At 37.5% G+C, this 12,930-nt stretch carries 13 protein-coding genes; 11 read left to right on the forward strand and 2 right to left on the reverse strand.

All coding sequences use genetic code 11. The annotated features are described in order from the left end of the window. The 7 genes from EGI24_RS10315 to EGI24_RS10345 all read left to right on the forward strand — a co-directional run. A partial coding sequence (locus EGI24_RS10315; RefSeq protein ID WP_255048302.1) for a hypothetical protein occupies positions 1 to 237 on the forward strand: 237 nt, incomplete at its 5' end. A gap of 200 nt (positions 238 to 437) precedes the next feature. Further along, the gene (locus EGI24_RS10320; protein ID WP_255048303.1) at positions 438 to 1,256 is read left to right on the forward strand and encodes a hypothetical protein; all 819 of its coding nucleotides are present in this window, start codon (positions 438 to 440) and stop codon (positions 1,254 to 1,256) included. 405 nt (positions 1,257 to 1,661) lie between these two features. After that, the gene (locus EGI24_RS10325; RefSeq protein ID WP_255048304.1) at positions 1,662 to 1,898 is read left to right on the forward strand and encodes a hypothetical protein; all 237 of its coding nucleotides are present in this window, start codon (positions 1,662 to 1,664) and stop codon (positions 1,896 to 1,898) included. Between the two features lie 117 nt (positions 1,899 to 2,015). Then, a complete protein-coding gene (locus EGI24_RS10330) occupies positions 2,016 to 2,462 on the forward strand; it encodes a hypothetical protein (RefSeq protein ID WP_255048305.1) in 447 nt (148 codons plus the stop codon). A gap of 8 nt (positions 2,463 to 2,470) precedes the next feature. After that, positions 2,471 to 2,677, forward strand: coding sequence for a hypothetical protein (locus EGI24_RS10335; RefSeq protein WP_255048306.1), 207 nt, complete (start codon positions 2,471 to 2,473; stop codon positions 2,675 to 2,677). A gap of 120 nt (positions 2,678 to 2,797) precedes the next feature. Further along, complete coding sequence (locus EGI24_RS10340; protein WP_255048307.1) at positions 2,798 to 4,006, forward strand: sensor histidine kinase; 1,209 nt, start codon at positions 2,798 to 2,800, stop codon at positions 4,004 to 4,006. A gap of 10 nt (positions 4,007 to 4,016) precedes the next feature. After that, positions 4,017 to 4,712 (forward strand): LytTR family DNA-binding domain-containing protein, encoded by a 696-nt coding sequence (locus tag EGI24_RS10345; RefSeq protein WP_255048308.1) that lies wholly within the window; start codon positions 4,017 to 4,019, stop codon positions 4,710 to 4,712. A gap of 66 nt (positions 4,713 to 4,778) precedes the next feature. On the opposite strand, the gene EGI24_RS10350 is transcribed toward EGI24_RS10345, so the two are convergent. Together EGI24_RS10350 and EGI24_RS10355 are read right to left on the reverse strand one after the other, a co-directional pair. Beyond that, positions 4,779 to 5,309, reverse strand: a complete 531-nt coding sequence (locus EGI24_RS10350) for a VanZ family protein (RefSeq protein ID WP_255048309.1) — start codon at positions 5,307 to 5,309, stop codon at positions 4,779 to 4,781. Between the two features lie 361 nt (positions 5,310 to 5,670). Then, positions 5,671 to 6,552 carry a sterol desaturase family protein gene (locus tag EGI24_RS10355; protein ID WP_255048311.1) on the reverse strand — a complete coding sequence of 294 codons (882 nt, stop codon included), beginning with the start codon at positions 6,550 to 6,552 and terminating at the stop codon, positions 5,671 to 5,673. 489 nt (positions 6,553 to 7,041) lie between these two features. On the opposite strand from EGI24_RS10355, the gene coaBC reads away from it, so the two are divergent. The 4 genes from coaBC to EGI24_RS10375 all read left to right on the forward strand — a co-directional run bounded on the left by coaBC (position 7,042) and on the right by EGI24_RS10375 (position 12,907). Next, positions 7,042 to 8,253 (forward strand): bifunctional phosphopantothenoylcysteine decarboxylase/phosphopantothenate--cysteine ligase CoaBC, encoded by a 1,212-nt coding sequence (coaBC, locus tag EGI24_RS10360; RefSeq protein WP_255048312.1) that lies wholly within the window; start codon positions 7,042 to 7,044, stop codon positions 8,251 to 8,253. Then, positions 8,250 to 9,158 carry a DUF4835 family protein gene (locus EGI24_RS10365; protein WP_255048313.1) on the forward strand — a complete coding sequence of 303 codons (909 nt, stop codon included), beginning with the start codon at positions 8,250 to 8,252 and terminating at the stop codon, positions 9,156 to 9,158. Before coaBC ends, EGI24_RS10365 begins: the two co-directional genes overlap by 4 nt. Positions 9,159 to 9,315: 157 nt before the next feature. Next, complete coding sequence (locus EGI24_RS10370; RefSeq protein WP_255048315.1) at positions 9,316 to 10,068, forward strand: SDR family NAD(P)-dependent oxidoreductase; 753 nt, start codon at positions 9,316 to 9,318, stop codon at positions 10,066 to 10,068. 19 nt (positions 10,069 to 10,087) lie between these two features. Continuing rightward, complete coding sequence (locus EGI24_RS10375; protein ID WP_255048316.1) at positions 10,088 to 12,907, forward strand: FAD-binding and (Fe-S)-binding domain-containing protein; 2,820 nt, start codon at positions 10,088 to 10,090, stop codon at positions 12,905 to 12,907. Positions 12,908 to 12,930: the final 23 nt, after the last annotated feature.

Genomic DNA, 12,930 nt, shown 5'->3' on the forward strand with positions numbered 1-12,930 from the left:
ATGAAAAAATTAAGCATCATCGCTGGATTCGTATTGACAACAGTATTTTTTACATCATGTGAAAGCAATGAAGTTATGCCTCAAAACACTTATTCTACTAGTGCTTCACAAATCAAAGATTTTATGGAACCAGAATTTGCAACACAAAAAAGGCCAAATGGAAAGGCTCAGGAAACTACCATAATTCCAGCTGCAAAAGAAGTAATATCGGTAGTAGATAATAAACTTGAGCAATAAAATTCAACTAAATTATTTGCGAAACTTTGTGTGATAACTCAGTTCGAGAATCCATTTAGAATCTCGTCAAAAATGATAATTCATTTGCTTCAAATAGAGAAAGGAATTTGTATCTAGATTTTATCCGTATATTAATATTATTTATGATTTCTCTTTTTAGTTTCTAATTTTGCAAAATCTCGATAAAAACCTAAAAACAAATGAATGATTTGGATTTACTAAAAAAGAAAACGGGCATGACCATTGGCACCGCTTGGGTTTTGATGTTTTCTTCTGTGGCATTGTTGTTTTTGTCGGGTTTTATTTACGGAATTATGCTTTCTCAGTCCAAGAAGACCATTACAATGACTGAATCCACCGACATGATAATGATTTTTATGGTTTTGAGTTTTTTGGTTTTTGCCACGATTGGTTTTTATGTAAACAAAAAAGAACTACCCTATTTCTCTAAAGTTTCTTCAAAAGTCATGATGATTTTGTTCGTGGTGGCGATTTGTTGGAGCGTGATATCCAGTATTTTTTTAGATTACTTCATGATGAGTGAAGAAATGGATAAGATGACAGGTTTTAGTAAATCATGGTGGTTTGCTACGATTCTAAACGCATCTATGATTATTTTCCAGATTGGTGTTTTGGGACATGGGCTTATAAGAAACTATACCCTCAAAAAATCCATGATAGCCATTTCTTTTATTTGCATTGTGTTTTATATGCCAGCTGCAGTGAGTTCTATGGTTATACAATCTATGATTTTGCTTTACATTTATTATCGTACTGCTTCTTTTTGGGTGGTTTTGCTGACTTCCACTTTGATGTATGTGCCTGAGTATATTTTCAGAGAAATATATACCATGCCCAAACTCAACTATAATTACTATAAAAATGTCATTATGCCTTCAACTAGTGTCTATTACACCGTTTGGGCTTTTGCAGTCTTGGGTTTGATAACCGCTTTGTGGTATCTCAAACAAAATACCCAGGTTATTAAATGGGAAAGAGATGACGAGCCATTGTTTTGATAGTCAGTCTTTTATGTTTTAGCCTCCAAGTTTACCTTTATCTCGATTCTTTTTTCTGTAAATCAACTCTTTACAATTTTGTAAGTGAATGTCCAAGTGTTTAAGATATTGGGCTAGTCAACTCAATTTCAACCTTGTTATTGGTGATTTTTCTTTGTTTATGGTTGTTTTCATCTATTTGGCCTTGTGTAGAATACACAAATTTATTCTATTTGATAATTTAAAAATCAAAACGACTTTCTGGTCGTTTTTTTTTGTTTTCACAGGATTCGACACTTTTATCCCAAGGTTTCTCCACTTCATCACATCTGTTTTTTAGGGCAGTGTTGGTAGTATATTTTTGAATCATCAAACAAAAGGAAACACCTTTTGAAGTATTTAAAAACAATATCAAAATAAACAAAAATGAAAAAGTTTAGCATCATCGCTGGGTTAGTATTTACCACCCTATTTTTTGCATCTTGTGAGCAACAAGAAATCATTCCTGGCGAATATGCCGAAGCTCCTGAGCCAAGTCGAACGCTGATTTTAGAAAGAGAAAAACAAGTTGAAAATCAAGCAAGAAAAGAATCCTTACCAAAGTTGAATGATCTCACCCCAGTTATTGACATAGAAAAAGGGGCTGTTTCGGCTCACAATTAATGCCATCATAATTACAAACAAATCAGACTTCATCCCGACTTTATGGGACTTCGTAACATTTACTTTTATAAAAAAAGCCATTACATAATTTTGAATAAATATTTAAAATGCAAGACAATGAGATATTTGACACTAAAAATCAACCCAAGCACTGAACTAACCCTTGACAACACCATTTGGGGGAAAGAAACAGTGAAGCTGAATGGAGTTGTGGTTTCGGAGAAAACGTCATTTTGGGGGTCAGAGCACCATTTTGAGTCTTTAGAAGAAGACAAAATGGTGACATACAAGGTAAATATAAAAATGGGCTTTGATTTTCATATAAGCTACTTGATTACCCGTGATGGTGTAGGGCTACTGAATGATGGGAATGAATCAGATAAAGGCTTTCATGCCAGTAAATGGGTTAAGTCAGTAGCAATTCTTATTTGGATAGCCGCCATGCTTCTTACACTTCGAAACGACGCTTCTTTGGCCATCCCGTTTGCTCTTTTGCCTATATTATTAAGTTCAAGTAACGCAACAAATTTTGATAGAAATATTGATTTAACTACTTCAAAATGAGCATAATTATGGAAATTTTCAACAAGCGTTTTCTGGTTTATAGTTTAGTTTTTTTTCCTGCTTTCTTTGGTTTTGGACTGCTGATGAATTACCTCAGTGGCTATGATTTAGATAAAAACTTATCCGATGTTTTTACCCGAACAAGAATCATTTTTAGCATTGTGTTTTACATTTTTTTAAACCTTTATCAGGGATCCAAAAAAGCCACCAAATGATATGGAGAATTTTAATAACAATCTGCCTTTTCTGCTACTTTTTGGGTTCATAACTTATGTAAATGCCAATATCTATTTCAAGAATAAACCCAATAGAATCCACTAAAACTTTCTAAATTTATGAAAAACGCCTTAGATTTACCGAAAAATAACAGCCAAGCCATCAAAGGTTTCGATAAAGTGAATAAAGAAAGTCTAAAAATACAGTTTTCGAAAGTTAGTTTTTTTGTAAAAGAAAACTGGATTTGGATGGTTTTGGGCCTAACTATTCTTTCCCTAATTCATTCTTATTGGTATTTCCAAATAGAGCTAGGCGTTGATAAGCTTTTGTCGAAACACAATTCTTTACTAACGAAAAGTTCAATACCAAATTCCCAAGTTTATAAGGAGTCCTATGCCATAGGGAAAGTATTCGGTTTCTGGGGTGTACTTTTGTTCAAATCGGGCTCAGGTTTTTTTACAATTTTGGGAATTACTTTATTGCTTTGTGAATTCAACTACCAATTGCTTTTCAAAAACCTTTTTGTAGAAGAAGGCCGCAAGGGTAAATTCTTCTATTTGGTCATTTTGGTATTTTTCTATGGATTCATTTATTTGTTTTTAAGTGCCGTAACTCCCAAAAGACTAGAGGTTATGGGGCTTCCAAAGTTTTTTACCAACCTTTGGCTCATTTCTATGGTGGTGTATTCTTACTTTGCTTATGCTTCAGAATCCTACAAAAAAATTAGAGAACTGGCATTTCAGAAAACTAAGGCAGAGCTGGTGGCTTTGAAAGCCCAAATCAATCCCCACTTTTTGTTTAACGTACTCAATAACCTTTATGGACAGGCGATTGTTGAAGACAGCCCTAAGACCGCCTCAGGCATTGAAAGGCTTTCTAGAATCATGCGACATGTGGTGGAAGAAACCAAAACTGAGCGTTCACCCATAGAAAAAGAACTCAAGTTTGTAGAGGACTTCATAGAACTTCAAAAAATGCGAATTCCTGACCGGCCGAATATTAAGTTGAGTACAGAAATATTTTGGGACGGCGAACCGGCCAATATTGCTCCATTATTGGTCATCCCTTTTATAGAAAACGCCTTTAAATATGGCATCAGTGTCAACAATGAATCCTTTTTTGACATGAGACTGCGGGTAGAAAATAAAATTTTGCTTTTTGAATCTAGAAACAGCATCGTCAAGAAAGCCGATAAGCTTGAAATAGGAACAGGAACTGGTCTTGAAAATACACGTCGACGCTTAGATTTATACTATCCAGGCCGTTATTCATTAATCACAACTTCAGAAAACGAGGTTTTCGAAGTTAAAATGCAAGTAAAATTATAAAATCAAATTCATGCTAAAAGCCATAGCGATAGACGACGAACCCATGGCCTTGGAGGTCATCAAAGCACACGCCAATAAAGTTACTTTTGTTCAACTCAAAGAAACTTTTGTGAGTGCCATGGAGGCCTTAGAATATATCAAAACCTATCCAGTGGACTTGGTTTTTCTAGACATCAATATGCCTGACATTACTGGTTTAGATTTCTCTCAACTTTTGCCCAAAAGCTGTGGTGTGATATTCACCACTGCTTACAGCCAATATGCCGCCGATGCTTTTAATCTCAGTGCTATAGACTATCTCGTAAAACCCTTTGATTTTGTGCGGTTTATGAAGGCCTGCCAGAAAGCCATGGACACCCTTAGCAAAGAGGAAGCCGAAACGCCCTATCTTTTTGTCAAAGATTCTTACGACTTGGTGCGGATTGTGTTGGCAGATTTGTTGTATGTGCAGTCAGAAGGCAACTACCTGACATTCAAAGAAAAAGACAAAAAAACCGTCACCCGTATGACCATGACGGAGGCTTTGGAACTATTGCCAAATAAAAGCTTCATGCGTGTCAACAAATCTTACGTGGTCAATCTCAACCATATCCAGAAAATAGAACGCCACCAAGTTTCGGTAGCCGAAAAAGAATTTGTACCCATAGCCGCCAATTATCACAGTGAACTCATGGAAGCTTTGAAGCAGATTTGGATGGTGAAGTAGTGGAATGGCTTATCATCTATTGTATTAATTTGGGAATTATAGATTTAAGAAGCCATATTACATTTCTCATTGCCTAAACATCAAAAGCTTGTTTACTTTGAGGTAAAGAAAAAGTGAAATGAAGGCCGTCGTGGCCAAAAGAGCAACGATGTTCACGATTTTTTGTGCTTTTTGGTTATTTCCAATTAGTTTTTCAAGTATTTTGAATAGAAATAGGCCAAATGTCCCACCAAGCGAATTGTTGATAATATCCGTAATATCAAAAGCTCCGAGTGCTGTAATGTATTGGATACTTTCCAACACCAAACTACTCAAACTGAAGAATAAAATGCTTTTTATGACCGACCATTTTTTAAACAAAATAGCTACATAAACGCCCATTGGTAAAAAAACGAGGGCATTCAATATAATTTCGCCCAGATCTGCCTTGCCATCGAGCATCAAAGGCTGGTTGTATGGAATGAGATTCATACTTCTTTGCTGACCCATATAGGTAAACCGCACGCTCATTTTTAGGACGATGATCCAAAACAAAACGACCAAATAAATAAAAAATAGGCTGAAGGTTAGTTGATTGGACTTGCTGTTTGCGGCCATATATTCACTAATTTTTTTATTTATCAGCGAAATTAACAGAATCTCCATCAAAAACTAAAACCCTGATTTGATAAGCCCGAATTTTGTTTTGAAAGTGTGGGTATTTGTTTTGGGAGGATGACTTGTTGGGATTGGAGACAATTAAATTGTTTATTTTTGACTTTGGGATTGCTATACTTATAAAATACGACTTAATATTTCAATATTAGTTTAAGTCCAAAATACCCTTCTGCATAACATGCAGAATAAGAAAAGTCTGGAAAAAGGAGAAATACGACCTAAGGTTGAACTTCGACAGCTTTTCAGGTAGTGCATTCCGAACAAAGCCCTAAATTTTAACGGAAAACAATTTTTAAATCATTTAACTATCAAATTCTTTATAGTCAATTGAAGGGTCATAATCGTTTTTTGTTCTTAAAGAATGTAATTCACTTTCTGGTCTTTCTGACCGAATGAAAGGAAACATCAATTGAACATACCATGGCTCTTTTATTTGATTCCATGCTCCAAATTTTGTGGGATATTTTCTGGTTATCTTAGCTGTTCCAAAAATCATATCCCAAATAAAAAGTAAATTTCCATAATTCCCATTTGGGTGTGAAACACCATCTTCGGCTGTAAGTCCATGGTGGGCAAAATGTGTAGAGGGTGTAGAAATTATTCTTTCAACGATCCAAGCAATAGGATTTAGAAATTTATATTTATATAGAAACCTATCCCATTTGGTTTCGCTATGTGCGAGTAAAATAATGACCAGTTTGATTGGTAGATAGAATAAATAAACATATCCCATTCCTAAAAATATTAAGCAAGCTGATAGCCAAATACCAGGCATTAGTGCATAATAAAGTATGGCGTTTCTGTAAGTTACAAGTACGCCCATTTCTTCTACAACATGGTGCGGTCTGTGCAATTTCCACATCATCCGATTAGAATGAGACAGCCTATGCCACCAATATTGTGTCATATCATCTAAAATTAAAAAGGCCAAAACTTGCCATCCAATTGCAGAATTTGTAAAGTAGTCTTCGTATTGAGGAAGCCAGTTTTTGCCTACCCAAATGGTTAGAACAAAAATCGCTGGTTGCACTAGCGTTGGTAAAGTGAATAGACTAACCAATTCAATTGTCCAATCATTTTTAGTTCTTCTATCTTCAAGGTATAATCCTCCCATTGCTTCAATAATGCCTAAAATTAGAAGCAGAACGACGGGTATTGATTTACTAATTAATTCATTTTCCATATTTTATCTTAATGTTTCTTCAAAAGAATATATTACTCAAACTCCCTTCCTAAGTCTTTTAAATTTCATAGGCCTTTTTATTTTTTTGCCTTAGTATTTATATGATTGTTTAAAAAATAAGATTTAGTAAAGATTATCGTGCGTTTGGGTTAGTTTATTTATTTCATATTAGAACCTTTACAAATGTAAGATTTCTTCTAATAATTTCAAAAAATCCTAAAATTTAGAAGCTAAACGTAGTCTTCCTAAAAATCGAAAATTTGTTTTCTTGACGCAATTTTAAAAATTTTCTTATATTCGTTTTCAACATCAGTCCACATTTTTAAAACCCTACCCACCATTATTTTGCCCTAATTTACTATTTTTGTCAAAAACAAGTTTTATAACGAGTGCGATACTTGGTCATTTGATAAAACGGTTTTAAATAGAATCCAAGTAAAAAATTACCTTTGCGTTCTAGTGACATTGCGGGGGACAAAACAATAGAGAATGATTCTCAAAAACAAAAACATATTGATAGGCGTGTCGGGGAGCATAGCGGCTTACAAAATCGCTTCTTTGGTGCGGCTTTTGGTGAAGGAAGAGGCCAACGTAAAAGTCATCATGACCGATGCCGCCAAGACTTTCATCACGCCCCTAACACTCGCCACTTTGTCTAAAAACCCCATTTTGTCGGCCTTTGCAGCTGATGAAACCGGCCAGTGGAACAACCATGTGGAACTGGGCTTGTGGGCCGATGTGATGTTGATAGCACCCGCCAGTGCAAACACCTTGGCCAAATGTGCACATGGAATCTGTGACAATCTGCTAGTGGCCAGCTACCTTTCCGCACGTTGTGCGGTGTACTTCGCCCCAGCCATGGACTTGGACATGTACGCCCATTTTTCCACCAAAAACAACCTCAAACTCCTGACCGACAACGCCAACTATGTCATAGAACCCAATGAAGGCGAGTTGGCCTCTGGACTTGAAGGCAAGGGCCGCATGGCTGAACCAGAGGAAATGGTGGAGGTTTTGGAAGCACATTTTGCTCAAAATCCTGCCTTGATAGGCAAAAAAGTATTGATTTCAGCCGGACCTACGCAAGAAGACATCGACCCGGTACGATATATCAGCAACCATTCTTCGGGTAAGATGGGATTTGAAATAGCCAAGGCATTTTCACTGGCAGGTGCGGACGTAACTTTGGTGGCAGGCCCCAATAGCCTGAAAACGCTCGCCAAAGTGAATAACATCGGTGTTCGCTCTGCAGCGGAAATGTTTGCCGCCATGGCTGAATATCATGCCGATGCCGACATTGTGATATTTTCTGCCGCCGTAGCCGACTACAAACCGAAGACCATAGCCGAGAAAAAACTCAAGAAAAACGATGCCGAAATGTTCGTAGAACTAGAAAGAACCCAAGACATTGCGGGTTTTCTGGGAGGCAAAAAGAGCGGCCATCAGATACACGTGGGCTTTGCCCTCGAAACCAACGACGAACTCCAAAACGCCAAACGCAAACTGGAAAGGAAAAATTTTGACATGATAGTATTGAACTCTTTACAAGATAAAGGGGCGGGCTTTCGTTATGATACCAACAAAATCACGATTTTGGACAAACGAGGTAACGAAAGTATTTTTGACCTAAAGTCAAAAGAAATGGTGGCCGAAGATATCAAAAAATCGGTTTTGGCGTATATAAACCATTCTACAAAATGATAAAAAAGATTTTCATACTGTTGTTTTTAGGCGTTTTTTCTGAAATTTCTGCACAAGAACTGTCTTGCAAAGTAGTCGTGAATTCGTCGCAACTCAAAGCAACGACCTCAGGCGACAAACAGATATTTACCGAAATAGAACAGGCCATTGCGGGTTTTATGAACAACCAACGGTGGACCAACGATGTTTTTTCGGAAAGAGAAAAGATAAAGTGTTCGCTCATCATCAACTTAATCAACACCAGTGGTCAATATCGATATTCGGGCAATGCTCAGTTCCAAGTAATCAGGCCCGTTTATGGTACGACCTACGAAAGTGTTATTTTTCAATACATCGACCAAAATTTCACGGTTTCGTTTGCCCCTGAAGACCGCACCATGATTTTCAATGAGCAGAATTATTCCAATCTTCTGACTTCAACACTCGCATTTTATTCTTTGACAGCACTTACGATAGACTACGATTCGTTTTCAAAATTAGGTGGAAATCCCTATTTGGAGCGGTTATTTAATGTGGTTACACTGGCAGGAGCATCCCAAGGCAAAGGAGCATGGTCTTATGATTCGGATGTGAGAAGTAGATATTGGGTGATGGAAAACTTGAGAAATCAGCAATTTAATGCTTACAGAGATGGTTTTTATGAATACCACCGATTGGCCTTAGACGACTTTGCCAATAATCCGGCGAACAGTAGAAAAATAGCTTTGGAGTTTTTGAATACAATCAAAATCATCGCCAATCTCAAAGCAAACTCTATCATTATCAACGCTTTTTTTGATGCAAAATCTCTGGAGTTAATTAATATTTTTTCTGAAGGCACAAAACAAGAAAAACAAGAAGCCTTCAATATCATGTCTGCCCTAGACCCCGACAAAACCGAGGCCTACAGGAAATTGATGAAGTAAGGTTGTCCTATTTTATTTAAAAACACATAGGCACAGAGGTCATATAGTTAAACTATTCAAAAGCCTAGTAATCATGAGCAAAGCGAAAATTCCATGTATATTAAAAACACATAGTAAATCAGAGAAAACTCTGTGGTAAAACAAAACAACAAAAATAATGGACAAAATAGCATTAATAACCGGAGCATCTTCAGGCATAGGAGCAGCCACAGCAGAAGCATTTGCAGCAAGCGGCATCGACCTCATTTTGTGTGGACGGAGAATCGAAAAACTCAATGAACTAAGTTCCAAACTAGCATCAAAAGTAAAAACTCATTTATTAACTTTTGACGTGAGTGATTTTGAATCCGTAAAAAATGCCATCGAATCTCTACCTGCGGAATGGAAAAATATAGACATTTTGGTCAACAATGCTGGGAATGCCCATGGGGCATCACCAATTCATGAGGGTGAGGTGGCAGATTGGCAAATGATGATAGGCAGCAATGTAAACGGTTTGCTCTATGTTTCTAAAATGGTGTTACCTGGTATGGTTGAAAGAAAAACAGGCCATGTAGTTAATTTGAGTTCGGTAGCAGGTAAACAAACCTACGAAAATGGTGCGGTATATTGTGCCACCAAAAAAAGTGTGGAGGCCATCAGTGAAGGCATGCGTTTGGATTTGACCAAGCATGGTATAAAAGTAACGAATATAGCTCCAGGTGCTGTGGAAACAGAGTTTTCGGTGGTAAGGTTTAAAGGAGACCTAGAGCGAGCGGCCAAAGTGTATGAAGGTTTTTCACCCCTAACTGCTAAGGATATTGCCGATGCCATCAACTATTGCGTTATGGCACCCGACCATGTCACCATAGCTGACATGACCATTTTCGCCAAAGCCCAAGCGGCACCCACCACAATATATAGAAAATAGCCCTATACCTATAAATAATATGTCCTTAAGTACTGACCTCCGTCTTATTCTTTCTCCCGAAAAAGTTAAGGATAAATACATTGATTTGGTTTCCTATGCTTCCGATGCTGGATTTTACTATTTGGTGCCAAAAGCCGTTGTGCAGCCCAGCTCCGAAACCGAGATTATGAACCTGCTCGCATATGCCCAAAAGAACAATGTGCCATTAGTTTTTAGGGGAGGAGGGACCAGTCTTTCAGGTCAATCCATTACCGATGGAATTTTGGTAGATTTGGGTAAGTATTGGAACAAAGTAAAAGTAGAAGACCAAGCCGAAACTGTCAGAGTACAGCCGGGCATCACTGGGGCTATGGTGAATGCACATTTAAGGAGATTTAGTAGGAAAATTGGCCCTGATCCATCCAGTATAAATGCCGCCATGATGGGTGGAATACTTTCTAACAATGCCAGTGGCATGTGTTGTGGTGTAGCTCAGAATTCCTATCATACCATAAAATACATCAGGTTTATTCTTCCAAATGGGAAAGTATATTCTACTGAAAATCCAGACGATTACCCAAGATTTAATGAAGAAAACGAGCATTTATATCAAGAAATAAATGACTTAAGACAGCAAATCTTAAGAAATGAAGTTTTAAAGTTAAAAATAAGAGATAAGTACAAAACCAAAAATACGGTTGGGTATGCATTGAATGCTTTTGTAGATTATGAAAATCCAATGGATATTTTTGCCCATTTGTTGATTGGCGGTGAAGGTACATTGGCCTTTATTGCTGAAGCCGTAATGAATACGGTGATAGATTTTCCACATAAATCGACAGGTTTATTATACTTCAAAGATATTTTTAGTGCTTGCCAAGCCATAGAGCCTTTGATAGCTTGTGGTGCCATGATGGTTGAATTGATGGATAGAGCTTCTTTGAGGTCTGTTCAAGATATGGATGGCATGCCCGATATCGTCAAAACACTTCCAACTGAAGCGGCGGCTTTACTGGTAGAGTTCCAAGAAAACTCAGAAGAAAATTTAGACCAAACTGTAGCCAGATTCAGCCAGCAATTGTCAGGATTTTACCTGATAGAGGAGGCCCAATTTACAAAAGATGCGAAACAACAAGCATTTTATTGGAAAGTAAGAAAGGGGCTTTTTCCGGCGGTTGGAGCGGTTAGAGCCAGCGGCACTACCGTCATTCTAGAAGATGTAGCTTTTCCAGTTGCTCATTTGGGGCAGGCCATTATTGACATTCAAGGCTTATTTCAGAAGTTTAATTACCTCAACGGAATAATATTTGGACACGCCAAAGACGGAAATATTCATTTTGTGGTCACTCAGGCTTTTGATTCGCCCGAAGAAATAAGGAGATATGACCTCTTTATCAGAGACGTGGTGGATTTGGTGGTCAATAAATACAACGGCAGCCTAAAAGCAGAGCATGGAACGGGTCGTAATATGGCTCCTTTTGTAGCTACGGAATGGGGAGAGGAGGCTTATGAAATCATGAAAAGGCTGAAAAAGGCCGTAGATCCAAAAAACTTACTCAATCCTGGTGTAATCATCAATGATAAAACCGATGCACATATTCATCACCTCAAGAAAATGCCGAAAGTGGAGGATGAAGTAGATAGGTGTATAGAATGTGGATTTTGTGAGCCCAACTGCCCAAGTAAAAATTATACATCATCTCCCCGCAGGCGTATCGTTACCCGTAGGGTTTTAGAAAACCTTAAAGCAGAAAACAAAATCGAAGAATATAATTTGCTGGCCAATCAGTTTCAGTTTGATGGACTAGAAACCTGTGCAGTAGATGGCCTTTGTGCTGTAAATTGCCCTGTAGATATCAATACAGGAGATTTAGTGAAAAAATTAAGGGTAAACAATCATTCTCAAATGGAGGAATGGATGGCTTTAGCTGCCGCAAAGAATTTTGGTTTTGTAGTTGACCTTCTTAGATTTGGTATAAAATTTAGTCATGGATTGAATCGAATTTTTGGAAAAAATACCATGATCTCCATCACTTCAAGGCTACATAAAATAAATTCGTCTGTACCAGTCTGGTCTAATCAGATTTCAGAAGCACCAGATTTTAACCTTTCAAATCAAGGGACTTCTCTCAAAGGAACTACGGTGGTGTATTTTCCTTCCTGCATAACCCGCATGATGGGATCCTACCCCAACAAGCAGAAAAATCTGATGGAAACTTTTTATAGCATTTGTAAAAAGGCCGACATCAATTTAGTGATATTGAGCGAAATACAAAACGCCTGCTGTGGTCAGATTTTCTCCTCCAAGGGATTTTCAAATGCCTTTGAATATACAGCCAACGATATTTTAGAAAAAATGTGGCAAAGTTCTAATGAAGGCCTACTGCCCATTGTAATAGACGTAAGTTCATGCCAGTATACACTGAAAAGTATTTCGTCGGTTTTAACCCCTGACAATAAAGTCAAGTTTCATAAACTAAAAATCTTGGATAGCATAGATTTCATTCATGAATATGTGATGCCCTACCAAAGAGTAGTAAATCGTAAAAGTGAAATTGTTCTACATCCGGTTTGTTCTTTACAAAAACTCAAAACCAACGATAAGTTTGTGGAGATAGCTCAGGCATATGCTGAAAAAGTAAATGTGCCAATCAGTGCCGGTTGTTGTGGAATGGCAGGTGACAGAGGTTTCTTGGTGCCTGACCTGACAGCTTCGGCTACTTTTGAGGAAGCCAATGAAGTCAAACAATGCTCTGCAGAAGCGTATTATTCTTCTACAAAAACCTGTGAGATGGCCATGAGTGAGGCTGTTGGTGTCAACTACGAATCAATTTTGTATCTGATAGACGAAGCTATATGATTATCAGAATGATAGTGTGCAAA

The sequence above is a fragment of the Lacihabitans sp. CS3-21 genome (assembly GCF_024343675.1).
Taxonomy (GTDB): domain Bacteria; phylum Bacteroidota; class Bacteroidia; order Cytophagales; family Spirosomataceae; genus Leadbetterella.